This is a genomic window from Paenibacillus sp. NPDC058177, from assembly GCF_042883835.1.
Classification (GTDB): domain Bacteria; phylum Bacillota; class Bacilli; order Paenibacillales; family Paenibacillaceae; genus Paenibacillus_AQ; species Paenibacillus_AQ agri.
Map to the genome: position 1 here is coordinate 98975 of NZ_JBHVVB010000004.1, position 25877 is coordinate 124851.

The following is a 25877-nucleotide window of genomic DNA, read 5'->3' on the forward strand; positions in this document are numbered from 1 at the left end:
ATGCATCGTTTGAAGTCTATGATGCAGATGGAACAACCGTAGCGACGGCTTTGGCAACCGGCAAGAAGGTTATTGTTACTGCGCAGGATGGAACTACAAAGGTGACGTATACCTTAACGGTGATTTCGGCGTATACAGTGACGTATAACGGTAACGGCGCTATATCTGGTAACGCGCCGACCGACAGTGACTCCTACTCGCAAGGAGCTACCGTATCGGTTTATGGGAACACCGGAAATTTGGTGAAGACGGGCTATACATTCGCAGGCTGGAATACGGCAGTGGACGGGAACGAAACGAGCTACGCCGAAGGGTCTTCTTTCATCATAGGCACATCCAACGTGACGTTATACGCAAAGTGGACGATTAACACTTATACTGTCAGCTTCAACAGCAACGGCGGTCCGGAAGTGGGCAGCCAGCCTGTGAACTATAACAGTATGGCCACAAAACCAACGGATCCGACGAGAAGCGGGTACACGTTCGGCGGGTGGTACAGCGACGGAGGGTTGACAGTCCTGTTCAATTTCATCACTCCGATCACGGCAGATACGACCCTGTATGCAAAGTGGACGGCCAACAACACGGGCGGCTCTTCCAGCAATGGAGGCACTCCGTCCTCAACGTTCCCAAACCCTACAGTGATCTCGACAGACGGAAAGCTAACGCTTTCCATCGGCAAATCCGGTGAGGTTAGTCTGGGAGATGATGTAAAAATTATTATTCCCGCTGATGCTTCGGACAAAGAGTTGAAAATAACGATAGAAAAAGTGGCAGACACACAAAAGCTGCTTACAAGTAAGGGTGTTCTGGTCAGCTCGGTATTCGAAATTCTAAAAAACTTTCCGGAAAATTTCAGCAAGGAGATCACGCTGATCTTTACCTTCGATCCGAAAAAACTAAAGGGTGATCAAAAACCGGTTGTATCTTTCTACGACGAAATAAACAAGGCATGGGTGGAAATCGGCGGCGAGGTCAAAGGAAATACCATATCCGTCAAAGTTAATCACTTCACGAAGTATGCGGTATTCGCAGCAAGTCAAGGCGAAGACGCAGCACCAGGCACGAAGCAGCCGATTAACTTCAGCGATATTTCCGGACACTGGGCTGAGGCGAGCATCAAGCAAGCGGTAAGTTTCGGAATCGTCAATGGTTATCCAGACGGTACATTCAATCCGAACCGTACCGTAACGCGTGCGGAATTTGCGGTTATGCTGATGAATACTCTCAAGCCGCAAGGGGATGGAACCGAGCTGGCGTTTACCGATAAAGGAAAGATCGGAACATGGGCACAGAAATCGGTCGCGCAAGCGGTACAATCAGGCATCATTACAGGTTATGAAGACGGCACTTTCCGACCGGATTCCGAAATTACACGTCTGGAGATGGCGGTGTTGATCGCAAAAGCGCTGGGACAGTCCGTTAAGGCGACAACGGCAACAGGCTTCGAGGATGACAAAGACATTCCGGACTGGGCGAAGGGCGCAGTTGGGGCCATGAAAAAGCTGAGCATTATCGAAGGCAAAGGTGCAAATGCATTTGCTCCGGGCGATAAAGCGACAAGGGCAGAGTCGGTAACGGTGCTACTGAGAATGTTGGCGCAAAAGAACAAGTAAAGGGAAATCAAACAAGGCTGCTTTGAATTCAATTTCAAAGCAGTCTTGTTTTTGTGCTGTGCGCCCGGGACGGCCGAGCTTGCACATCAAAGCAAAGTCCAATACTGCTCGAATCCCAGGATGTAAATGTGACAGATAGATAACGCTAGGGAGTGGGGTGAGACTACATGAAGGTTGTTGTTATATTTCTGACAGCGATAGAATCCCCGATTAACGCCTGACTAAAGGGCTTTTTTCAAAGAGCGAATGACCTTGCACGGATTGCCTACAGCCAAACTATCTGGCGGAATGTCCTTCGTAACGACACTGCCGGCCCCAATCACGCTGTTCGCTCCGATCGTCACTCCTGGCAGGACTATAGCGCCTGCACAGATCCATACATTATCACCAATATTGACTGGGTGTGTGTATTCCAATCCCGCTAACCGTTGCTCTACATCCATGGCATGTTCTTCCGTTATAAGACAGACGTTGGGCGCAATAAATACGTTGTTACCAATTGTAATTTTCCCGCTGTCCATGAGCTTGCAATTAACATTGAGAAAAAAATTGTCTCCTACCGTGGTGTTGTACCCATAAGTGCAGAAAAGCGGCTGCTCCACAACGCAATTATCTCCCGTCTTTCCCAGCAGTCCGCGAATGGCAGTCCGTCGTGCTTCTTGGTCTAGCGGGTGTATATTGTTATATTCATATAACTTTTTCACGGTATCCGCACGGTCTGCGACAAGCTCAGGATCGCCAGGTTGGTATAACAGACCAGCATGCGATTTTTCTTTCTCGTTCATAACATCCACTCCTCTATTCAAAGTATTCTATTATAAGGGATGATATGGTTCAACTATAAGATTACGCCATTGGCATTATCGAGATTGTGAGACAGAGATGGCAGGGGGTAAATCAATTAAGCAAAAAAGGCACCCTAATCGGGTGCCTTTCGATTGTGCACTTTTGCCGAGACTCGCGGCGTGGATGAATGCCTTCATTGTTTTGACTGGCTTGGTGACTCTCTTAATGGAGTAGCTGTATAACTGAAATCACACTACCAGCTCGCCTTTAATCGCAATTTTATTAGTACCGTTGGTTTTGGCGAGATACATCGATTGATCCGCCTCGCGAATGAGATCAAGCTCCGTCATGCCCTCCACCCATAGCGTACAGCCGACACTAGTGGTCATAGGTAGTTGAAGCTCCTTAATCAGCATCGGTGATTCTAGTTGCCCGATCAAACGCTTAGCAACCTGCACCAATCCGTCGTAGTCGTTTTGCAGCCATGCTGCCACCAGGAATTCATCGCCGCCAACGCGTGCTAATAGATCGGTCTCCCGAACGGCTTGCTTAATTCGCTTCGCGAACTCTACAAGTACAAGATCACCGACTTCATGTCCGTAAGTATCGTTGCATTGCTTGAATTTATTCAAATCGAGGTAGAACACCCCAAATAAGCCTTCTTGGCAACTAGCCCGATTAATCCAGCCTTGGATGCGAGTGCTAAATCCTCTGCGATTCAACAAGCCCGTCAAAATGTCACGCTCTGTCAATTGAATAAGCTCGATCTCTAGTTCTTTACGTTTTTCGATCTCGGCTCTTAATTGAATCAATAATTGCTCATAATCGTTAAGAATACGAATTTTGTCGTCGTAGTTGATTTGTTTACCTAACTCTGAGCCTAGGGCGAGCGATAATAATTGTAGCGTTTCAATATCGCGGTCAGAGAAAGCATCGGAGCGACCGGAGATGACCTTCAACACGCCGACGGCAGTGCTGGAGTCAAACAGGGGTACGCAGACCATGCTCCGTGCGCCGACTTTCATAGTAGCTGCCTTGTCGACACGATCGTCCTGCTGTGTATCCGGCGAATACAAAATTTCTTTCTCAGTCACGCACAAACCCGACAAGCTGCCGTTCTTTTTTATTCGAATTCCAAGATGAGGCTGCAGGGTACCGCTGACAGCGGCATAAACCATTTCATCGTCCGCCAGCATTTCTATGGTAGAACCGTCGGCATCGGTTAATAGGCACATCCGATCGCAGATTGTTTGCATAAACAACTTCAAATCAAAGTTAGATAACAGCATCTGCTGTTGGACTTCCATTAAAACTTTTAGGCGATGGTTTTCAAGCATCTTCTTCCCAATTCCTCCATACTAAGCGTAGTAATTATTCGTCATGATTAGATAATATGCTAGCACGTTTAATACAGTTTGTCAGCCAAGCCTAAGCTTGACGGTAAGCTGGGATCGCTGCATCTTTCCGCGATGTTTAGTGAAGAAATCATGTGTTGAGGTCTTATCCCGCTCGTTACTGCGGATAACTCCGTTCATTTTGTGTCATATGACATTATGACACTGGCGGATTTGACATCAAGATCCTTAAAATACATCTACTACTTGGAAAGGATGTGGGCTCTTTGATGGCCAGAACCGTCGTTAGCTTTATTCAAAACGGCTATTTCCTGCTGCTTACTTTCGTCACAGGAATGTTTTACTTCAGCTTTTATCTGGTCGCTCTAACCTTGGGCTTGAGTCTTTCGTTTACTGTCGCGGGCGTTCCTCTCCTGACACACGTTTTGCGGACGACGACCGCCTTCCTGCAATTTGAACGAGTACAGACCAAGATCTATACGGACATTACCACCGAGCCTTGCGTTAAATCCGCGAGCCCGGATGTGTCGGGCTGGCTTCAAGCGAAAAAGGAGCTGCTGAACGTACGCAACTGGATCGCAATTGGCTGGCTGCTGTTGAAATTCCCGATAGGGATTTTAAGTCTGATCAGTGCGGTCTTGCTGTACGCAGCGCCACTTGTATTGATTGCGGCCCCATTCCTCTATCGGTTTATCAACCTTTCCTTTATGGGGGTAGATAGTATTACCAAAGCCGTGATGGTGTCGGCCATAGGAGTCGTATTGATGATGGTGAGCTACAGGCTTGCGGGCCGCTTGGCGTACTTGATAGGCGGCTACACGCGTCTGATGATCAAGCATGTGAACAGGTAGACGCTACGCCCGGATTTGCCTCGTAGGTCGCCGGGTGGTAGTTTACTCTATAGCGGTTTACTCAATACTAATTACGTAATGTCATACTGAAGGTCGTTAGGGGTTGATGGTTTTGTTCGATATGGTCAAGCGATGGTACTGGTACGACTGGCTCATGTTCATAATCCGTCTGATATGCAGCATTTCTCTCGTATTTACGACTATAGAGCTGAAAGAATATTTTACGCTGCCGATAGTGGCCCTTATGCTGTGGCAGCTGATTGCTTTTTCCGTCCCATGGCTTTGCTTGCAGCTCGATTATAAATACTACCTGTTTACCGAAATCGTGATCTCGGGCGGGTTGTGTTTGTATCTGGCTGCATTTTTTCCGCAAGCCTACTTCTCATTCCTGCTGTATGCCTTTTTAATTGCTGCCCACAGCGCGCAAAGGACTTATCTCTGGTCAGGGCCTGTCTCCATATTGCTCCTGCCCGCCATAATCAAGCTGTTTGCAGAGCAGAGTGAATACTGGGTCATGGCCGTTCACATCGGGATGGCATATGTCTTCGGATTCTCCTTCCATTTACTTGTGCTCAATTTTCGTCAAGGCGAAACTATCCGCGACCAAAATGCGGTGCTGGAGCAGTATCTGTCCCAAATCGAGCGCATCACGCTTGCCGAAGAGCGGAACAGGCTCTCCAAAGAGCTTCACGATACCGTCGGCCATGCCTACACTTCGCTCATTATGGGATTGGAAACGTTGCGTCCTGAGCTGACAACGGAGACAGGGACGGAAAGGCTCGAATCCCTATTGAACCTGGGCCGCCAAAATATGGAGGAAGTCAGAAATTACGTGCATCAAATTGAATCGCCGCATGAGGCGCTCCCGCTGCTTCAGTCTTTAAGGAAGCTGGCAGAGGAGTTTCAGGAGCATGCTAAGGTAACGGTTCGTTTTCATGCCTACGGGGAGGAATATCCCGTAACGAAGCAAGCGAAGACAGCACTCTATCGCTGCCTGCAAGAGTCGTTGACGAATGCTGTGCGTCATGGAAACTCGACAGAGATTAAGGTATCCGTGCAATTTGAACCCCAGCAGACGAGACTTGAAATTCAAGATAACGGCCGCGGGATGGAGCAGGGGAGGGAGGGCTTCGGCCTCAGTGCCATGAAGGAGCGGGCGATGAATTTACAAGGCCATGTGGCCGTCTATACGGAGCCGGGAGAAGGCACTCTGGTTACCTGTACGCTGCCCAGACAAACGGAGCTTAAGGATGAAGTCATTCGCCTGTTGGTTGTCGATGATCAGCCCTTTATCCGTGAAAGCCTGCGGACTCTGCTGGAGGAACAGCAGGATTTGCAGGTTGTTGGAACGGCAGAGGATGGGGAGCAAGCGATCGAGCTGTGCAGGCAGGTTCAGCCGCAGCTGGTGCTTATGGATCTGGAAATGCCGAATATGGATGGAATCGCCGCATCTCGTACGATAAAAGAATTGTGGCCCGACATCCGCATTCTGATTCTCACCACGTTCGAGGATACCAGACAGGCTCTCGAGGCGATGCGAAGTGGGGTGGACGGATACTTGTTGAAGTCCATGCAGCCGTTAGAGCTGGCCGAAACGATACGCACCGTCTACCGCAGGGGTACGCTGATCGATCAGGGCATGTCGCACAAATTGTTTGCCCAGCTGGAGGCGGACAATAGCGGGGATGATCCTTCGTTTGTCAAAGGAGCGTCATCGGCCTATGAATTAACGCCGCGGGAGCTTGAAATTTTACAGTTCGTCTCCAAAGGGCTGCGATATAAAAGCATTGCTTCCAAGTTGTATTTATCCGATGGTACGGTTCGAAACTATGCATCATCGGCTTATATGAAGCTGGGGGTCCGCAACCGGGAGGAAGCGGTGCAAAAAGCCAGGGAGGCCGGGCTTCTGGAATAACCCAAGTTATGTATTATGGTGGCGGATGCCGGCATACGGAGTGATTGTGCTTCGTATGTCGGCATCCGCCATTTAGATTTTGAACGCCGTTTTTTATTTATTCAGCATTAGGGTTTACGTTCATTACCGTTTGGCAATTGGCAATGTGTAGTAATCAAATGCCAGATCCAATAAGGCGCTCGCTTCCTGCCGCTTCAGTGGCTGCTTGGAACGGAAGTTGATGGAGCCGTCCTTATTGATCTGGGTATCCGGGTCCATGATGCCTTGGGATACAAGGGTTGTGATGGCTTTAACTGCCCAGGCATCCGTTTCGCCACGCAATGTAACCTTCTTGGTTCCAGGCTCAGCTTGTCTCAGGTTTTGGATCATAACTGCCGCCATCTCTCTAGTGATAGGAGAATTAGGTTTATAATTAGGCACTCCGGACAACATCTGCTTCTTGTTGGGTTCAATCGTATCAGGCATGCTTTCCCAGCCATGGGCGTGTAGCAGCAACGCTGAGAACTCACTCTGAGTTAACTTTCCATTCGGATCGAAGCGGGTAGCTGTCTTTCCGTTCATGATTTTTAAGGCACGGAGATTTTGAATATAAGACGCATACTTGCTGCCAGCAGGTACATCAGTGAATGGCAAATCTCTATTTAATTTTTGTGCATAACCCACGTAGTGCGGAAGTGCCATGTAATAGAAATAGGTGATTTTGCCGGCCCCATTTTTTTGAAAGGCTACTTTATTGCCGGCTTCATCTTCAAAGAGTAACGGGTGGATCATTTTCAGCGTACTCTTGCCCAGATCTCCTGTCTCCGTAAACAATTTTCCGTTTGAATAGGAAACGAGGGTCCGCATGGATCCAAGACGCGTGTTTTGGTACAATCCCACGTAGTCCTTGGCCTGCTGCTCACTGATTGCCGAATAGGATGGCTTTGGAGCCGCTTCTTTTTTCGGATAGTAATGATTCATAAATTCCTCATACACGTCGAGACTCATCATAGAGTCGTTATTGTAGGACATGTAGAATGCTGTGTTTTTCTCTGGAAGAAGAACAATCAAGGAAGAATGACCGGTCACATTTCCCCCTTTGATAACCACATGTTGACCATTCATCTTCTCTTTGAAGTAGCCTTCAAATCCGATGGTTGTGACAGGGTAGTCTTTATCAGGGAACACCTGGTAGGTGTGCATTTGCTCAATGCTCTTGGCACTTAAGATTTGTTTGCCTTCATACGTTCCTTTGTTCAGATGCATCATAAGGTACTTCACCATGTCATCTGCGTTGGATACCATGCCGCCGCTAGGACGATCGGTTGGTATGAATCCCTCCAAGGGGATTAGCTTGCCTTTAGGATCATAATGGGCAGCCATTCTGCTGAGCAGTTCGGGTTTAAACCGCACATTCGTCGAGTTCATGCCCAGCGGCTTGAAAATATTGTCCTCCATATACTGGGCGTATGACGTGCCCGCTACTTGCCCTACCGCATACCCCGCCAGTGTGAACCCAAAATTATCATAGGTGTACGCTTCCCCCGGAGGTCTGACAATCGTCGGCATATTCGCTTCAAGAGCCTCCTTCATCGGGTAGAATTGCTTCACATATTCCGGCTTCGATCCCGAGAGGATATCCGGTTTGTCAAAGCCGCTGGTATACGTAAGCAGATCGTACATTGTCAGTTTTTTGCCTGTTTTATTCGGTACCTTCATCCCTCCCAGGTATTCCTGGATATCGTGATGCAAATCAATTTTCCCCTTATCGACCAGCTGCATAGCTGCCAATGCCGTGAACTGCTTCGTCACAGAACCAATTTGGAAAACGGTGCTGCTGTCTACCGGAATTTTATTTTCCCTGTCGGCATAACCGTAACCCTTGCTTAACAGCACTTTACCATTCGAAACAACCGCGAAATTAGAACCAACCGTATTATACTTTTTCATCGCTTCCTTAAAAACGCCATCTGCAAAGGTCTCCAGTTCCTTGGAATCCCGCGGTCCCTCCAGTTGCTTGGCATCCTGCGGCGCCTTCAGGCTGGTAACCTCAGATGTAACTGGCGGGGGAGTCTGCCGGCTATTAGCTGCGTTCCCTACTTCCGTACAAGCGTTAATGACTGTACCCGTTAACACCAGAACAGTTAATAGTAGAACTGCGCGATTCTTGCGAACCCATTTCTTCGTGTTCTTCATATTCTTCGTATTCTTCATAAATGATATCTCCTTAACTATTAAATTTGCCTCTTAACCATCGGCTGAGCCCAGTATCGCAAAGGAGTTGTCACACCAACAAGTTGCATTTCGTCATCTATGACATCCTGCTACCTTGAAAGCGTCATGTGACAATTCGGCACTAGGTTCATTGACAAGGGAGGCATTAGGATACCTGAAAGGGCGATGAATCATCCAGGAGACGAGGACAGTCTTCCTTGCCCAAAGCCATTAGAACTGGAGTGTGGACATCATCGCTTTCTTACAAGATATCGTTATCCAGTACGGTTACATTGCCATCTTTCTATGCCTTGCGCTTGGTATTATTGGTTTGCCTGTGCCTGATGAAGTTCTCATGACGATTGTTGGCTATCTTTCTTCCATTGGGCTGCTTTATTTTCCGATATCCCTTGTGGTCAGCGTCCTTGGGGCTATGAGTGGCATGTTGTGCAGTTACGCCCTTGGGCGGAAGTTCGGCAAGCCGTTGCTGTGGAAGTATGGAAAATGGGTCAGGCTCACGACCAAAAGGTTAGAGAAAACAGAGAGCTGGTTTCAGCGCTACGGCCCCTGGGCGATATGCATCGGCTACTATATTCCAGGTTTCCGCTATCTGACTTGTTATTTGGCAGGGGTGAGCGCCATGAACCCGCGGAAATATATACTCTACTCGGGCCTCGGAGCCCTATGCTGGTGTGCGATTTTTATTTCAATTGGGTATTTTCTGGGGGGGACTTTTGATTTCTCGAAAGCTCATGGTTCTTTTTTGGGGTTGTTTTACTCCAGGCAATAGAGGGCACTCAAAAGAGCTAAATTCTTGGCAGAAAAAGATGTAGAAGATGTAGTCAGCTTTCCTTAAGAAAGGAAGGGCCATACGCTTGAATAAGCTGGATTTTCAGGACAAAATCGAACTGTTGCGCGGCGAGTTACACGATTTGGCGGATAGATCAGGAATTACTTCAGGAGTAGTTCTGTTGAAGTCTCAAGAGTTGGACAAGCTGCTGAATGAGTACTGCCTGATGTTAGGGAAGGAAGAGTAGGTGGGTAGTTTATGTGGACCTAACATATAGATACCCTATGAACAGGGCACTCTAATTCGAAGAGCGCTCTGTTCATAGGGTTTTAGCCCAATATACTATATTGCATAATAATGATTAACCTAGTTGTTGCACACCTCTGTACCATACGGCCCGGATAGACAAGGTATTCGAGATATTGGTTGTCGGATCGCCATCTACCAATACAAGGTCAGCGAGCGCACCTACGGCAATTCGGCCGCGATCGTTAAGATCGAAGCAACGGGCCGGTATTGAGGTAGCGGACCGGAGTGCTTCTATCGGAGTTAACCCGGCCATAACCAGCAATTGCATTTCATGATGAACGCTGGCGCCGTGAGCAAGCCCTCCGAGATTTGGAACGGGAACCGGTGAGACATCCGTACCGACCAAAATATCCACTCCGGCACGGTGAAGATCCATCACGTTTTTAAAGCTATTCTCCATATGGCCTTGCGGGAAAGTGTTGAAGCTAGAGTTCAAAATATCGATCCATTCCGGACTTAATTTGGAATTAACACGCGGATCATTCGCCAATTCCGATGCCGGATTCCCAAGAATGGAAGAGTTCAATACCAGACATGGTGTCACGAACGCGCCTGAATCGGCTATGGATTTCACCAATTTGGCTGTGTATTCGGGCCTGTCGATAAACAAGTGACCCAATCCGTCCACCCCCATATCAATAGCGCTCTGTGAGGAATCAGCAGTCAGGACGTGAGCTATGACGATTTTATCGAACTTATGGGCTTCTTCCACAGCTGCTTTGAGAATCTCATCGCTCAAAACAGGCAGGCCAGGAGCAGCCATAACCGTCCCTTCCTCGATCATAATTTTGATATAATCGGCTCCATTCTCCACTTGGGTATGCACATGTTTGATCGCTTCCTCCACACTCGTTACTTGGGGCACTTCTTCATGATCATGAGCGTAAGCGGCTAGCATAGCTTCCCTGTCTTCTTTCGATAACTTCTCCAGTTCCTTTAATATGAAATCAGGGATTTCATCCCCATCTGGAAGCAGTTCATCAGGATGACCGCCTGGAGCGGTGATTGCTGTACCGGCAGAACGGACATCGGCGACGTCATTTACATTTTTTAACTGGATTACTCGCCCTCTTTCCGTAAAATCGCCGTTCATTTCGAGTTCTGTCGTAACGCCGAATTTTAAGGCATCCCTTAGTCCTCCAATGGAAGTGTGAACATGCGCATCAATTAAGCCTGGCAATAATGTCGCGTTTTTCGCATCAATGATAGTTGCGTTTGCCGGAAGATCTCCACCCACCGTAATAATGGTTTCCCCTTTGATGACAACAGTTCCTGAATCGATAATTTTTTCCCCATCGAATATACGTGCATTTGTAATCGCCGTAATTTTTTCAGGAGAGCTTTGGGTTGCATTCTTCATTTCTTTATTCCTCCCTGGAGTTGTTCGGTAATCACTTCGTAATATAACTGTTAGATATCTAACTGTCAACAAACTAATATTCATTTGACATGTACGCTGGATATTTGTATAGTTTATTTACTTACAGTTAGATTACTAACTATTTGAGGGGGAACGATCATGAAGCCTCGCAAGGGTACGCCTTATCTGGATTTGTTTCAGATTATTGGCCTTAAGTTAAAGAAAAAAGCGAACGAGAGCATAAAAGAGTTGGGGTTAAACGCTCATCAAGGAAAAATCATTGGCTATATCTACGAGAACCAAGAAACTCAATTAATTCAGAGGGATCTTGCCGATCGGTTCCATCTGCGGGGGGCTAGTATTACGAGCATGCTTCAAGGTCTTGAACAAAGAGGATTCATCGAACGAAAAATTCCTGCCAATAATGAACGGCAAAAAAATATTTATGTTTTACCAAAGGCTGTTGAATTGATTGAAGACTTTAATGAATCTTTCCAAAGGGTGGAGGATGAAATCGTTCAAGTCCTTTCTGAAGAGGAGAACCAAATCTTAAAGGAATTATTGATAAAAATAAATGAACGCTTATAATGACAGCCAGGAAGGGGGCAGGCGCATGAACAAAACGGATCGTCTGTTAGCTATAGTGCTTGAGTTACAGCGCAACAAAGTGTTACGAGCCGAGGATTTAGCGGCTACATTTGAAACAAGCGTAAGAACCATCTATAGGGATATTCAGGCTTTGAGTGAAGCTGGCGTATCCGTGATCGGGGCGCCTGGGCAGGGGTATTCCTTAATGGACGGGTATTTTCTGCCTCCGGTCAGCTTCACGGTCGAGGAAGCTGTGACGTTACTCATCGGGACGGATTTTATTGAGCGTTGGTTTGATGCCCACTATGGCAATAAGTCACGAACTTCTAGGAAGAAAATCGAAGCTATCTTGCCGGAACCGATACTCAGTGAGGCAACACGGATTCGCAAGAGCTTCCGTCTACTTGCAACTGCTGAAGATGCAGCGCGAATACAAGAGAGGACATATATAGAGGTGATTCGCCGAGCAATATTGGAGGAAAGAAAAATAAGCTTCCACTATTCCAAAAGAATCGCCGAGGCCGATGGGAACCGTCAAAGTATTCGTACGGTTGCTCCTTATGGGCTTGTGCTTCTTCACGGGTCATGGGTACTTATCGCATGGTGTGAACTGCGTCAAGACATCCGTAATTTCCGTTTGTCCCGGATGTCGGAGCTTATGGGCCTGGAATCCAGATTTAAGCTGCCAGTGAATTTTGATTTAGATGCATACAAGCCTCCAGATGATCGCATCGTACTTGTACGGATCTTAGTCCAAGCTGATATTGCCGATAAGATAAGGGAATCCAATACCTTTTATTTCGAAAGTACAGAGGAGCATACGGATGGGGTACTGATGACCTTTCGTGTTCGACAGCCTGAGGAATTGCTGCACCTCGTGCTCGGCTGGGGAAGCGGAGTGGTTGTACTGGAGCCAGAATCCTTCCAATACCAGGTTAAAAACGAACTAAAAAAAGCATTTGAACGCTACTGACATAATGGTGTCAGTAGCGTTTTTGTATACTTGGACATATAGAAGAATGAAGGAGCGGGATATGATGACCACAACAAAGGAAGTATTACAACAATTTGAGGAGACGGCGACGCATTATATTCACGAACTGGATCAATTCAGTCTGGATCAGCTGAAGCATAAGGCAATTAACAACGAGTGGTCAATCGGACAGATGTTTCAACATCTCGTTAACTCGGCACTTTATATGCAGCTTCGTAATGTGGAGCAATGTCTGGTGCCAGGCCCAGACCTCCAGGTAACTTCAGAGGAAAAAACTGAGGCTGGTGCAGCTGTCTTTGCTCAAGGCAGTTTCCCTCCCATTCGTATACAGGTTCCGCCTTCTCCGCTGTATACGCCGGAGCAGCCGGAAAGTAAGGAGCAGCTAATTCAAGGATTACACACAATCATCCAGAGAATGAAGGAGGTTGAGCCTGCTCTTGAGAGGGCGTCCAAACAAAATACAGTGTCTCATCCCTCGTTCGGCGGACTGTGTGCGGAGGAGTGGTTTCGGCTTATTGAAATGCACTACCGTCACCATCTTCTACAGTTGGACCGCTTGAAACAATATACGTAATGAAAAGGAAAGGGAATTTAAGAGATGATTTTAAATGAAATAAGCCAACAAAGCCGTTTCTGGATTGGTGTCGTGTCTTTAAACCATGTGAAGCGTGCAGAGTTGGGGGGATTTGCTCAGCTTTGTCACGGTAAGTCAGCACCTTTACTTAAGATGCGGCAGGGTGATTGGTTGATTTACTATTCCCCGCGTACACAAATCAAGAAGGGCGCTCCACTTCAAGCATTTACCGCTATCGGGGAAGTAGCTGATGATCAAGTCTATGAATATCAGATGTCCCCATCATTTGTGCCATTACGCAGAAATATCAGCTATATTTCTTGCCGCGAAGTAAAGATTAGGGATTTATTAGAACAGCTTACCTTCACGCGTATGAACCGAAATTGGGGATACTCCTTCCGCTATGGTCATTTTGAGATCAGCCGTGAGGACTTTCTGAGGATTGCCGGTACAATGCTGAGCAATGAGCAACTGGAATGATGCAGACTTCTTAAATGGACAGTTGAAAAAGAGCAATATCTAGCCGCTCTTCCAGCGAGAAGCCCGGCACAGCTGAAACAACAAAACAGGCGAGGGGAAGCTAACACTCCCCCTCGCCTATATTCACACAGTTCTCCTAGTGTCCCGTCACTTCTAGCTGCCTAAGTAGCAACATGCCACTATTAAGGTCAAACCAATTTACTCCGGAGTCCCCTGCGTCACCCCATGAATATAAGTCAACGTCGGGCTATCCACCGCTCCTTGCCCAGGATTATAGGTGAAGAAGTACTCGACGGTATCCCCCTGTTGCAGGTTATTTACAGGGTAGGTATAGTTACCGTTCCCTGTCGCCGTCATGGCTACGTTCTGCTGCCCACCGTTATTGATCGTATAATGTAAGTCGGCAAAGGTTGCGCCATTCACATAGAAGGTCAGATCATTACCTGTTTTCTTCAGTCCTTTTACCGCATCACCAACGATGATTGTACCGGATGATGATGACGGCACAACAGTGATGGTGGAGGTAGCTGTTTTATTGCCATCCGCTGTTGTAGCTGTCACGGTTGTCGTGCCTGGAGCGAGGCCGGTCACGGTACCGTTTTGGCTCACGGAAGCGATGCTATTGCCTGATACGCTCCAAGTAACCTGTTTATTGGTTGCGTTGGACGGAGCTACACTGGCGTTCAGCTGTACATTCTTTCCGACCTCCACCTGTGCGGTGGTCTGGGTTAGCGTTACACCCGTAACAGGTACGTTGTTACCCGGATTCTCACTGTTTCCTTCTTTATACACACGTACATAATCGACCTGCATCGTTGCAGGGATGTCAGACGGATCTGGGGTATTTAAATTATCAAAGTATCCACCGATCGCCAGATTCATAATGAGGTAGAATGGCTTATCGAATGGGGCGTTTGGATTGTTCGGCGCAGCCGTGGAATACCATTGATCCCGGCTGACTTTGAAGAAGAAATTGCCGTCTACATACCACTTCATGTTATCTTCTTCCCAGACCATAGAGTACACATGATAGTCATTGGCGAAGGTCTGGCCTTCAGGGAAGTGATATTCGCCGGCAATATATCTGTTAACCGGCCATTGTCCGCCAAAGTGTATGGCACCGCTAGTAGTACCTGGCAAACGTCCCTTGGCTTCCATAATATCGATTTCACCGGATGCAGCCCAAGCACCATATACGGAATCTTCCGGGAGCATCCAGAGTGCTGGCCAGACACCATTCCCTGTAGGCAGCTTGGCACGAATATCTACTCTGCCGTACTGGAAGGACAGATGATCCTTGGTGTTGATTTTACCAGAGGAGTACTGTGCGAACCGGTTAGGGTCCTGTGGAAAGGATTTGGAGTCGTGTAAGACTCTGATGTTCAGCTTTCCATCTTCTACAAAAATATTTTGTGGACTGTCTGTGTAGTGCTGCAGCTCTGCATTTCCCCAACCCCAGCTATGAGGATCATTACTGATGTAATAGCCTTGTTCATAATTCCATTTGTTCATATCGAGCGATGTTCCGTTGAATTCATCCTGCCAAATAAGATTCATGCCAGCGATCGTCGGATCGGTAGGTGTTCCGATAACAATATCATCATGATCGGATACATCCGGACGTGGGGCATTTGGATTGCCAATAAAGGTATAGTAGACGAAATTATTGCCGACACTGCCACCCGCCTGGCCATTCAACGGATAACCGATACGGATCTGCATATCCTCCTGGATAGGTTGGAACCACAGACCGTAGATATAGTCAGCCCAGTATCCCCACTGATTGGCATCGGACATGTGGTTGTAGCCATTCGCGGCGTATACAAATCCGCTTTGACTGGAGTCACTCATAGCCACCCATTGTCCGTTGATGTTAATCTGGTAGACGTATTTTCCAAGCTCGGTGCCAATTGGCGCACCCCCATCAATCTTGGGAAGCGGTACACCTATGGTACCGTTCACATCCGCTGTATAGGTAGTTCCATCATAGGGAGTGAGCACATACGAATTTCTTACGGGTTCATTAAAAGTGATCGTATACACGACGCTAGCCGAGGAAGTTCTCGACTCTAATCTGACGTTCATAGACTCTGTTACGGTAAACCAGTAGCCACCGCCGCCTTCAGTGAATTGTCCGAAGTTGTTATCATAGATCCAGCCGCTGGCCGCATTATTTTCAATATCAATCCATGTACTGCTGTTTACAGGTTTTACGAACACCCTCAAATCATCAGCCACAGCTTGATAGGTTATGGATGGATCATTGTTGAAGGTAGGATAAGTAAAGCCTGCACTGCCTGTGAAACCTGCTGTAATCTGCGGCCCTTGTGTAGGTGCCATGGCAGTGATGGTTGTTTTGTTTATGTTTTGAAAAACAAGGGTGTAATCAAGGGTAACCCCAGTTGCCTTGGAGAACAGCTGAATCTCAGTTGTTGCGGAGAGAGTGAACCAATAGCCGTTCAAGCCCCCATCGCTCCAGTGCCCCCAGTTTTGGTTATAAGTGTAGCCACCGGCGCTATCAATATCAACCCAGTTTCCAGCTACTTTCACATTTACGCCTACGTCATCTGAAACAGTATTCCAGGTCGCAGAGCCTCCATTGAATATAGGCATGACAAAACCGAAGCTAGCTTGCCCAACCCCTGATTGGGAGATGACAGGTCCGTCTGCTGCTGAAAAGTAATCCATAGAGGTAACGGTCGTTCCTGCTGCCTGAACCTTCGAAGTTGGCAATAGGCCAACACCGGCCAGCAGCACTACTACTAAGAACAAACTCAATATCTTGTGCGTCCACCTGTGTTCCGTTTTGTAAATTCGTGTCATACGTATCCTCCTGTAATAAAATATTAGAATTCGAAACCGCTTTCATCCTCTGACATCTTTATTCTATCGAATGTAATAATGGGCTTAAAGGTACAATAATTTTTGTTATAACCCATTTTTTTGGCTTTTGATGATATTTGCTCGTTCAAGCAGGATACCGCCCGATTTATAGAGCTGTGTCCTGGTATTCTCCTTCGCTATCATATTTTCGACGCATCAGTTGCCGGTATTCTGTGGGTTGCATGTCCATGACTTCCCGAAAAGCCCGTGTAAAGCTCTTGTAGCTTTCATACCCGACCATGGTGGCTATCTCGACGATTTTATGATCGGTTTCGGCCAGTAGCCTCCGGGCTTTATCGAGGCGCACATCGCGCAGGTATTCTGCAAAGCCTTTACCGATATTCTTCTTGAACAGGTTTGAAAAATAGGCATAATTAAGCGACACGTGGTTGGATACCATCGCGAGGTCTAGCGGTTTATGATAGCTTTCGTGTATAAAACGTATGGCTTCATTCAAATCCTGCGTGTTGCGATAGCTACACTTGTACTCATAATAGAACTGGTTCAGCCGAAGCAGTTGTTGTTGCATGGCCTGAATATAATCACGAATGCCTGGGTAATCAAATAGATTACGCAAGCATTCGATGTCCAGCGTTTCTTCTCCCATATACGGGCGGATCACTCGCACATATTCCTCCAGCATCTGTACAATGGCGCGGGATAACTGCTGCGTGTAGCGGATGTGATAGCGTTGCAGCGTATCTTTGTGAAACACCTTGGAAATGCCTTGGGTGATTGTACCGCTGTTCTTGGTGCCGATTAGCTGGAAAAGGGCATACAGCTCCTCATAAGGAAGTTCCCATTGCTGCTCTAGCCGCTCAATATGAGTTGGCAGAATGCAGTTCCGATCTGGAAAAAGGTAACTGTGGTGATATAGCTCTAACGCTTGTGTATAGCTATTCGGCAGCTCTTTTAATCCTTGCTGCGGGCCGGTCATGGCAGTGATGGCATCCTTCTGCTCCGCCTTGAGGGCAGCAGGAAAGACTCCCGGATCTACGGCTGCATCCACCGCAAGGATCAGGTACGGACGGTGTTGCAGGCATACACATCCCTCTCTGCCATATACGCGGTAGGCAATGGATTCTATGCTGTGGCTGCTGTCGGCCCCTGGTTGATTAATCCATAGCTCCTCTCGCAGCAGACACAGGCGGTAATTCTGCCACAGCTCTGGATTCTGCCCCTGGGTCTGGAGCACCCATGCCTCATCGCTTACCGCGCCCTGCATATACATACTTAGCTCTTTGCGGTCTGTTTCTTGGGCACGGCGGGAGATATGCTCCATATTGCGCGAGAGCGCCTGTCGTGTTCTGATCTCCTGCTCTACATGCTCCACTGCGGTCTGCAGATCTTCGCGTTTCACAGGCTTGAGCAGGTAGCCCTTGGCTCCAAGCCCGATGGCCCTTTGCGCATAGGCAAAATCGCTATAGCCGCTAATAATCAGGTAATCGACCTCGATGTGCTCCTCTTTGGTCTGCGCCATCAGTGTCAGCCCATCCATATCGGGCATTCGGATATCAGTAATCACCAGCTGGATGACGTGCTGACGCAATATTTCCAGTGCCTCAATCCCGTTTACGGCACAGTAAATGTTATCAAGCTGCAGAGGAAATTGGCGCAGCATGGCCTGTAGCCCATCGCGAATGTGTTTTTGATCGTCCACAATCAGAATATTGATCATGCTCTACCATCCTCCAAGATTCACATTTTCCCATGGCAATCGTATGGTTACACAGGTATAGTCACCCTGCACGCTGTCAATCCAAAGTCCACAGCCCTGGCCGTAATGAAGCTGTAAACGCTTATGCACATTCTCCAGGCCCAGTCCGTTTTTGCTGGTAACGATTGGTTTATCTGATTCGCCCCGTAATACAGCCTGTAAGCTGGCTAGCATCTCAGGGTCAACACCTGCGCCGTCATCTCGTATTTTGATTAGCAGCAGGCTGTTATTTTCTACAGATACGGTAATTTGGATGTCTACACTGCCGCCCGAAGGCGCCGCGTGATGAACGGCATTTTCGACGATGGGCTGCATGCACATTTTAGGAATCGTATAGCGCAGTACCTCCTGAGGGAGATTCGCCGTCAATACGATGTTGCCGCCTTCCATAAAGTTTATGAAGCGGACATAGCTGTGTATGTTGGACAGCTCTTCGCTAAGGGCAACTGTATCGCTGCGCCACTGCATGCTGTATCGTAGTTGCGAGCCTAATGACACCAACGCGTCGGCGATTGCTGGTTGCCGCTGAACCTCTGCTAGCATACGGATGGATTCCAGCGCGTTATACAAAAAGTGAGAGTTGATCTGCGAATGCAGCGAGTGCAGCTGTGCGTTTTTGGCAATTAGCTGCTTATCTACCACCTGCGTCATCAGCTGTTTGATCTCGTCTAACATGCTATTGTAGCTGACGGCTACCTCGTCGATTTCATCGCCAGGTTCATTTTCACCGAGGCCAGTATTAATTTTTGCATCCAGTTGGCCTTGTCGCACCTTACGCATGGAAATCAACACCCTGTCTAACCGGCGGAAAATGCGCCGGGTGGTATGCGAAACGAGCAGCAGCAACAACAGCAGCACACATAATGTGATCGCTACTACGAGTAGATACCAGTTTCGCGGACCCTTCATCAGGTCTTGATGGGAGGCGATATCCACCACATAGGCGTTGAGTGGAGCGATGTAGCGATAGAGTGCGTAGTAAGTATGATCCCCTACACTGACCTTAATAGGGCTATTCTGCTGCAGTACATCCAGCCGCTGATGGATGCTGCCAAGAATCTCGTTTAGCTCGTTCCCAGCCGTTTGGGGAAACACATGCCGGGGATTATATACATTTCGAGCCGGATTACTTCCGTCCATCACCACAGAGAAGAAATCTCCACCGTTCTCCTCGAACAGGTCGCTGAAAAACACGCTATGCGGGGTGCGAACTTCCATAATGGTGGGGAGTTTCTGCTGTTGCCCCTGAAGGCGTACCAGCCGGTAATAGGACAGCGTATGCTCGCCATTTTTAAAAGCAAATAAGCGGTGTGCCGCGCCACCTTCTTCCCGAAGTGTCACCCAATAATTCTGCGGCCAGAACTTGTCATAATGATAGATTTCGGGCCAAATCTCAAACAGGTTTGGATTATCGACATAAAAGCTGAGCTCACTGATCATCTCATGGCTTTGAATAATATTATGCATTTGCTCAAATTGGTTTTGTCTGAATTTCACCAGACGCAGGCCGTCCCCGCGCATATTGGAGTGAATAAAATCTACAAAGGCCTTTTGATTCAGTGCAGTGGAGGAAGCGCTCTCAATAATGCCCAGTCTACTGCGCAGCTGTTCGTTAAGCCGTGAGACATGACTGCTGCCGGTGGCCATTGCATCCTTGTATAACTGGTTCTCCTGTGTGCGGATAAATAAAAGGGATACCAAAATCCCAGGGATTACAATCATCATGCTAAAGGCTAAAAATAATTTCTTAGATATGCGCGAATTGCGGTAAAGCTTCTTCACTTTAGTCAGCAGATACGTCATTCAAATAGCCTCCCTACTCTTGTAATATACCATATATTACAAACCGTCCGGTAGGTAAATAGGCTGTTGTGCCAAGTGATTAGAACCCCAGAAGAAGGGAATACCGGCCACCATCTCGGTGACCGGTAGTAATCTTAATACAAGCATGTTACTCTGCCATTTTGGCCTTTCGTGCATCCAGTTCCGTCTGACGGTGTTCCATCACCTTGTCAAAGCCATAACTGCTACGGCGGTCAAGGAAATTATCGAAAACTTTATCAAACTCAGCCTCATTCTTGGCCGTAATCAGCTCAGGCATCACTTCCTCCCAATTCTGAGCAATACGGGCCCAGGACACCGCTACATCAGAATCGCCTTGTGGATCCAGACCTTTGTAGATGCCGCTATCAATATCAGCCCGCTCATTGGCGAAGTCTTCCATTTGCTTAAGGACAGGGGCTTTCGCCGGTCTCCACTGATTAATGATTACAGGGTTACGCATCATCCAATAAGTATCCAGAATGCCATACTGCTTCTCCATTTTCTCAATATCGTTTTCCTGCAAATCAACCATTTCAGGCTTCAACTGCGGCTTGTCACCGACCATCTCCCATGTTTCGCCTTCTTTACCCAGGAATAAATCGCGCTGGCCTTCTTCGCTGGCCAGATAGGTCAAGAAGCGGATGGCCCGCTCAGGGTTTTTGGTAGATTTGCTAATCATCGTTACCATCCAGCCGTCCATGTTGCCGGGGAATAGCTTTGGAGCGTCACCCTTGCTGTTCTTAGGTCCATCGACAGCGATGTAGTAGGAGTCTGGATTGGCGCTTGCAGCCAGCATTGGATTGACCGCTGCCATTCCGTTCCACTCGCGGACCATCATGAAATAACGGGCGTTATTCGTTTTTTCCTCTACCTGAGTATCGGAATCCACCAGGAAATCTACATTAATCAGCCCGCGCTCGTAAGCTGTGCGGAAGGTTTTCAACCAAGCGATATAATCAGGGTCGGTCACGCGGTCATATACTTTCCCGTCCTGCTCATGCGGCACGGCCAACAGGTTCTGCAGAAATTCAGTCATCCCGTAAGGGACATTCCCTTGTGCGAAGAAGGGGCTGATAGGCTGGCCTTTATACTCCGGATATTTATCCTTCAGCAATTGCAGCGCGTTCAAAAAACCTTCCGGGGTACTCAGGTCCGGGCTGCCCATCTCCTCATATAGATCCTTCCGAACCAGGAAGGTCTGGTTAGCGGCTGTCATGCCGGTCTCATGCATCAGAGTGGGGCTGTAGGAATCATTCGGCACGCCATAAGTGTTGCCATTTTCTTGCCGGTACCACTTCAGTGATCCTTCACCAGCTACCTTAAAGAAGTAGGGATCATACTGATCAGCCAATTCATTCAGGGCATACACATGATCGCCCTCCCACAGCTTTTTGACAGCGTTTTCCCAAGAACCCATAGAGATTAAGTCTGGCAGCTTGCCGGAGGTCATCATTAAGGTAACATGCTCATTGGCTTCGCCGGAGGGGACTTCCAGCTTGATGTTGACGCCTGTCTTTTCCGTAACATATTTGGAGGCTAAGCTATCGCCCCAGGTTTGGCCGTACCAGTTAGCACCTACGAACCAGGTTAAATCTACGGGGCTGGTATCCAGCTTCCAGGCAGGCTCTTCGGGATTGAGCTTGACTTCGCTCGGCGGCTGCGTACTATCTGTGGGTTGTGGGGTCGGGCTACTTTCGCTCGATGAATTGCTACACGCGGCCATACCTAGCGCCAAGGATGTAGCCAGAACAAGGGTCAAGCCTGGCTTGAGAAGATTGCGTTTCATGACAGGATCATCCTTTCTTTGCTTCTGAATTTTTGTATTACACCTACCCTTTGATAGCTCCAATCATCACGCCTTTGACCAGATAACGTTGGATGAAAGGATAAACTACCAGAATAGGCAGTGTGGCCACCATCATGGATGCAAATTTGATAGAGTTGCCGGGCAGTCTAGCGCCGAATTGCGCCATCGCTTGCTGCTGCATGAAGGACATGGAGTTCTCTGCAATGATTTTGTACAGCATGGTCTGTAGCGGCAGTAGGTTCTGCGAGCGGATGTAAATGACACCCTGGTAATAATCGTTCCAATGATAGACGGCCGAAAATAGCGATATGGTCGCAATAACAGCCATGCTGTTGGGCAATACGATTCTGAATAGGACGCCATAGTCTGAAGCCCCGTCTACTTTCGCAGATTCCTCCAGGCTATCGGGAATGGTACGGAAGAAACTCATGAAAATGACCATATTAAAAAAAGTGTACATAGAAGGAATGATAAATACCCAGAAATTATCGTATAAGCCCAGCTTCGTCATGAGAATAAACGAGGGGATCAGCCCGCCTGAGAACAGCATCGTAATCAAGGCGATTTTCATATACGCCTTACGGCCAATCAAATTGGACTTGCTCAATCCGTAAGCGACAATGGCGGTGAACAGCACATGCGTCGCTGTACCGACCACCGTGCGCAGAGTAGTGATGTAAAAACCATTCATCATCGTCTTATCATTGAACACAACACTATAGCTGGCCAGCGATAATTCTTTGGGAAACCAATTGACGGTACCCAGCGATGCCTGCTGCGGCGAGTTGAGCGAGTTAACGAATACAAACCACATCGGGTACAGTGTTAAAAAGCAAACCGCCAGCATCAGCAGGGTATTGCAGACCTCAAATAATCCAATATGCCGAAACCTTCTGCGTCTTTCCATACCTCTGTCCTCCCCCTTTTAAAAAATGCTATCGCCGGTAAGTTTTTTAGCTGTGGAATTAGCCAAAAATAGCAAACCTAGCGCTACAATAGAGCGGGCGAACAGGACGGCTGTTGAGAAGGAATGACGCCCGGATACCAACCCCATGTTGTAGATGTACAAGTCCAGGCTTTCCGCCATTCGCATGTTCATGTTGTTCTTCAACATAAAGATCTGCTCAAAGTTACTACCGAGGATCCCGCTGACAGCGAGGATGAACAGAATAGCGATGGTGGGGCGTATGCTCTGAATGGTAATATGCCACATCCGCTGCCACCGATTTGCGCCATCCAGCTCGGCCGCTTCGTACAGCCCCGGATCAATACCGGATATTGCTGCTATGTAGATAATGGCGCTCCAGCCTGTTTCTTTCAGCGTATCGGTGAAAAAGGTAATCCACCAAAAGTACTTAGGCTCGCTGTTAAACAGGATTTCGCGTTCCTGGACTCCGATCGCCATCATCAGCTGATTGATCACACCACCCTCGCCCAGCCAGTTGAGCGCAATCCCGCCAAAGATCGTCCAGGCAATAAAGTGCGGCAGGTACGAAATGGTTTGAACCGTACGCTTAAATCGGAGACTCCGTATTTCATTAAGCAGTAAGGCAAACAAGATAGGAATGGGAAAGCCCAAGATCAGCTTGATGCTGCTCATCCCCAAGGTATTACGGATCGAACGCCAGAAGCGCTCATCCGACAAAAAATCCTGAAAGTGCTTCAGACCGACAAACGGTGAATCAAATAAGGGCTTGGCGATACTGTAATCCATAAATGCAATAATGAGCCAAAACATGGGGATATAACAAAAGATAAACATCCAGATGATTCCTGGAATGACCATGCTTTGCAATTGCCACTGCTTAAGAAGCGCTTTCATTTGTCCCGTTCTGTATTGGAACATGTTCCGTCCCCCTTTCTATTTCATCGTATGAAAATGCGCATAGGAAAAAAAGCCCATGATTATGGACCCTATCCCATTTTTTTAGATTTGGTTGATCAGGCACAGAAATTAAGTATGCTGTGATTAAATGAAGGGAGTGTGCAAAAGATGAACAAGCTTGTATGGGAGCAGAATTTCTTAAAGCAAAGTGCTGATTTGAAAGAGTGGAATATACGCATCGGGAATGACTTGCTTGATGACAATGGCAATCCTATAGATACGGGTTGGGGCAACAACGAGCAGCAGTTTTATAGTGATCATTCCAGCAATCTGTATTTCGATGAATATGGTTTGAACCTGTGCGCGCGCAGTGAAAGCATAGAACTAGCGGGACGGAAGTTTGCATATACCTCGGCCCGTTTGGATACAAAGGACCATTTTTCTTTCTGCTACGGTAAGCTAGTCGTACGTGCAAAGCTGCCTGTAGGGCAGGGGATATGGCCTGCCATCTGGCTGCTGCCCCAAGACCAGGCTTACGGACCTTGGCCCGCCTCCGGGGAGATTGATATTCTGGAAGCGAAAGGCCGCTTGCCCCAGCAAATCTTTGGCACGCTGCACTACGGTAAGGACTGGGAACATAAAGTCATTGAGGAGTTCTCCTACCAATTAGAAGACGGAACGATTAATCAATTTCGTGATTATGCGCTGGAATGGGACGCTGACAAGATGCGATGGCTGGTAGACGGGCATTGCTATGCCGAGCATCGTCTGGAGCCAGGCGTAACGCCTTTTGACGAGCCTTTTTATCTGCTACTTAACCTTGCGGTGGGTGGGTGGTATGACAATGTAGCCGTGGATGAATCTTCGCTGCCGGCGGTTATGACCGTTTCGGGGATCTGGCTGTACCAATAAGCTAGACCTTGATGATTGATTAGATTGAAAAGGCCAGGGCATACCCATGTTGGGGATGCCCTGTTTTTGCATAATGTTAATACAGTGAGCGGTAGCGATCATCCTCTCGATTTTATGTTGAAAGAATGACCACCTAATATTTACAATTAAGCTACGGCTGAGCAACCTTTTGCATTAGCCAAAAAGGAATTAGAGATCGGGGGATTCATTGTGATCAATGTTCAATGGAGTGAGCAAGAGCCATCTTTCGCTGAGTGGCTAAATCAAGGAATGGATATTACTTTCCGTGAAATAACAACTGGATTTGAAGCCGATATATTGTTATTGCAGAAGAAGGATGAACCTAAGTATGTGTTAAAGGTATGGAAACAACTTTTTAATTCACAAGCACATCAACAATATAAGTTCTTATTTAATGCACAAATTGCAGGATTACCTGTCCCAACGCCTGTTGGTTGGGGAAAAATAGATACGGGGACAGAAGTTCTAGCCACTGATTTTTCAGGCTATCCAGTCGATAAACCATCAAAGCGTCAAATTGAACAATTTGCAAGGGTTCTATATCAGATTCACCATACCCCAACCCATCATCTTGGATTGGATAGTGATACCGGGGGTGAAATCATTGATATAATTATAAATCAGTATTTTCCCGATATTGAACAGCATCAAGATATTATGATTATACTGGAAAGCTTGAGAGGAACCTATCCAGATCGAGAACGCAGGCTAATTCATGGTGATTTTAACTTAGGGAATATTCTTCTTAAAGATCATGAGATCACTATAATCGATTGGACTAATGTTCAAGTGGGAGATATCCGTTACGATGTAGCGTGGTCCGCTGTTCTGCTGTTAATATCTTTAGGTGAGAATGAATATAACTGGTTCAAGTCGGCCTATTTATCTCAGCAACCCTTTGAAGATATTGAACTGAATGTATTTGAAAGCATCGCCGCTTTAAGGTGGCTGCTGCTAAACAGGATCGTTTCATTTCCGAATGGAGAGGAAAAGAGCAAAGAGCTGCAATGTTTTTTGGAGAAACGACTTCCAATAAACTTTAAACTTCGTTAAAGGGCACCAGATCAGAAAATGCTT

At 47.4% G+C, this 25877-nt stretch carries 21 protein-coding genes; 11 read left to right on the forward strand and 10 right to left on the reverse strand.

Annotated features, from left to right (window positions below):
• Positions 1 to 1616 (forward strand): S-layer homology domain-containing protein (locus ACFVU8_RS17675; RefSeq protein ID WP_387428912.1); only part of this gene is annotated, 1616 nt, incomplete at its 5' end.
• A gap of 221 nt (positions 1617 to 1837) precedes the next feature.
• Here the strand turns inward: ACFVU8_RS17675 and ACFVU8_RS17680 are convergent.
• Positions 1838 to 2401, reverse strand: coding sequence for a sugar O-acetyltransferase (locus ACFVU8_RS17680; protein WP_379466655.1), 564 nt, complete (start codon positions 2399 to 2401; stop codon positions 1838 to 1840).
• A 249-nt stretch (positions 2402 to 2650) separates the two neighbouring features.
• Positions 2651 to 3739: a sensor domain-containing diguanylate cyclase gene (locus tag ACFVU8_RS17685; protein WP_387428913.1), complete on the reverse strand. Its 1089-nt coding sequence runs from the start codon at positions 3737 to 3739 to the stop codon at positions 2651 to 2653.
• Positions 3740 to 4026: 287 nt separating this feature from the next.
• Between ACFVU8_RS17685 and ACFVU8_RS17690 the strand changes: the two genes are divergently transcribed.
• Together ACFVU8_RS17690 and ACFVU8_RS17695 are read left to right on the forward strand one after the other, a co-directional pair.
• Positions 4027 to 4608, forward strand: a complete 582-nt coding sequence (locus ACFVU8_RS17690; RefSeq protein WP_387429468.1) for a sensor domain-containing protein — start codon at positions 4027 to 4029, stop codon at positions 4606 to 4608.
• A 112-nt stretch (positions 4609 to 4720) separates the two neighbouring features.
• Complete coding sequence (locus tag ACFVU8_RS17695) at positions 4721 to 6523, forward strand: response regulator (protein WP_387428916.1); 1803 nt, start codon at positions 4721 to 4723, stop codon at positions 6521 to 6523.
• A gap of 123 nt (positions 6524 to 6646) precedes the next feature.
• Here ACFVU8_RS17695 and ACFVU8_RS17700 read toward each other — a convergent pair whose 3' ends face one another.
• Positions 6647 to 8698 carry a serine hydrolase domain-containing protein gene (locus tag ACFVU8_RS17700; protein ID WP_387429470.1) on the reverse strand — a complete coding sequence of 684 codons (2052 nt, stop codon included), beginning with the start codon at positions 8696 to 8698 and terminating at the stop codon, positions 6647 to 6649.
• Positions 8699 to 8969: 271 nt separating this feature from the next.
• Here ACFVU8_RS17700 and ACFVU8_RS17705 point away from each other — a divergent pair, with 271 nt between their 5' ends.
• Both ACFVU8_RS17705 and ACFVU8_RS17710 read left to right on the forward strand, forming a co-directional pair.
• The gene (locus tag ACFVU8_RS17705) at positions 8970 to 9506 is read left to right on the forward strand and encodes a DedA family protein (RefSeq protein WP_387429471.1); all 537 of its coding nucleotides are present in this window, start codon (positions 8970 to 8972) and stop codon (positions 9504 to 9506) included.
• Between the two features lie 85 nt (positions 9507 to 9591).
• Positions 9592 to 9753, forward strand: coding sequence for a Spo0E family sporulation regulatory protein-aspartic acid phosphatase (locus ACFVU8_RS17710; protein WP_387428918.1), 162 nt, complete (start codon positions 9592 to 9594; stop codon positions 9751 to 9753).
• A 114-nt stretch (positions 9754 to 9867) separates the two neighbouring features.
• On the opposite strand, the gene ACFVU8_RS17715 is transcribed toward ACFVU8_RS17710, so the two are convergent.
• Positions 9868 to 11175, reverse strand: a complete 1308-nt coding sequence (locus ACFVU8_RS17715) for an amidohydrolase family protein (protein ID WP_387428921.1) — start codon at positions 11173 to 11175, stop codon at positions 9868 to 9870.
• A 159-nt stretch (positions 11176 to 11334) separates the two neighbouring features.
• On the opposite strand from ACFVU8_RS17715, the gene ACFVU8_RS17720 reads away from it, so the two are divergent.
• From ACFVU8_RS17720 to ACFVU8_RS17735, 4 genes are all read left to right on the forward strand, one after another.
• A complete protein-coding gene (locus tag ACFVU8_RS17720) occupies positions 11335 to 11763 on the forward strand; it encodes a MarR family winged helix-turn-helix transcriptional regulator (protein WP_387428924.1) in 429 nt (142 codons plus the stop codon).
• 25 nt (positions 11764 to 11788) lie between these two features.
• Positions 11789 to 12736: a helix-turn-helix transcriptional regulator gene (locus tag ACFVU8_RS17725; RefSeq protein ID WP_387428926.1), complete on the forward strand. Its 948-nt coding sequence runs from the start codon at positions 11789 to 11791 to the stop codon at positions 12734 to 12736.
• Positions 12737 to 12800: 64 nt separating this feature from the next.
• Complete coding sequence (locus ACFVU8_RS17730; protein ID WP_387429472.1) at positions 12801 to 13331, forward strand: DinB family protein; 531 nt, start codon at positions 12801 to 12803, stop codon at positions 13329 to 13331.
• Between the two features lie 24 nt (positions 13332 to 13355).
• Positions 13356 to 13811, forward strand: a complete 456-nt coding sequence (locus ACFVU8_RS17735) for an EVE domain-containing protein (RefSeq protein WP_387428927.1) — start codon at positions 13356 to 13358, stop codon at positions 13809 to 13811.
• Between the two features lie 198 nt (positions 13812 to 14009).
• Here ACFVU8_RS17735 and ACFVU8_RS17740 read toward each other — a convergent pair whose 3' ends face one another.
• The 6 genes from ACFVU8_RS17740 to ACFVU8_RS17765 all read right to left on the reverse strand — a co-directional run bounded on the left by ACFVU8_RS17740 (position 14010) and on the right by ACFVU8_RS17765 (position 23888).
• Positions 14010 to 16634 (reverse strand): family 16 glycosylhydrolase, encoded by a 2625-nt coding sequence (locus ACFVU8_RS17740; protein ID WP_387428929.1) that lies wholly within the window; start codon positions 16632 to 16634, stop codon positions 14010 to 14012.
• Positions 16635 to 16800: 166 nt separating this feature from the next.
• The gene (locus tag ACFVU8_RS17745) at positions 16801 to 18372 is read right to left on the reverse strand and encodes a response regulator (RefSeq protein ID WP_387428932.1); all 1572 of its coding nucleotides are present in this window, start codon (positions 18370 to 18372) and stop codon (positions 16801 to 16803) included.
• Between the two features lie 3 nt (positions 18373 to 18375).
• The gene (locus tag ACFVU8_RS17750) at positions 18376 to 20214 is read right to left on the reverse strand and encodes a sensor histidine kinase (RefSeq protein ID WP_387428934.1); all 1839 of its coding nucleotides are present in this window, start codon (positions 20212 to 20214) and stop codon (positions 18376 to 18378) included.
• Positions 20215 to 20362: 148 nt separating this feature from the next.
• Positions 20363 to 22021, reverse strand: a complete 1659-nt coding sequence (locus tag ACFVU8_RS17755; RefSeq protein ID WP_175373457.1) for an extracellular solute-binding protein — start codon at positions 22019 to 22021, stop codon at positions 20363 to 20365.
• 43 nt (positions 22022 to 22064) lie between these two features.
• Entirely contained in the window at positions 22065 to 22949 is an 885-nt protein-coding gene (locus ACFVU8_RS17760) for a carbohydrate ABC transporter permease (protein ID WP_175373456.1), read from the reverse strand.
• A gap of 18 nt (positions 22950 to 22967) precedes the next feature.
• Complete coding sequence (locus ACFVU8_RS17765; protein WP_066377994.1) at positions 22968 to 23888, reverse strand: ABC transporter permease; 921 nt, start codon at positions 23886 to 23888, stop codon at positions 22968 to 22970.
• A gap of 147 nt (positions 23889 to 24035) precedes the next feature.
• Here ACFVU8_RS17765 and ACFVU8_RS17770 point away from each other — a divergent pair, with 147 nt between their 5' ends.
• Positions 24036 to 24779 (forward strand): glycoside hydrolase family 16 protein, encoded by a 744-nt coding sequence (locus ACFVU8_RS17770; RefSeq protein WP_387428937.1) that lies wholly within the window; start codon positions 24036 to 24038, stop codon positions 24777 to 24779.
• A 210-nt stretch (positions 24780 to 24989) separates the two neighbouring features.
• Positions 24990 to 25853 carry a phosphotransferase family protein gene (locus tag ACFVU8_RS17775; RefSeq protein ID WP_387428940.1) on the forward strand — a complete coding sequence of 288 codons (864 nt, stop codon included), beginning with the start codon at positions 24990 to 24992 and terminating at the stop codon, positions 25851 to 25853.
• Positions 25854 to 25877 lie beyond the last annotated feature (24 nt).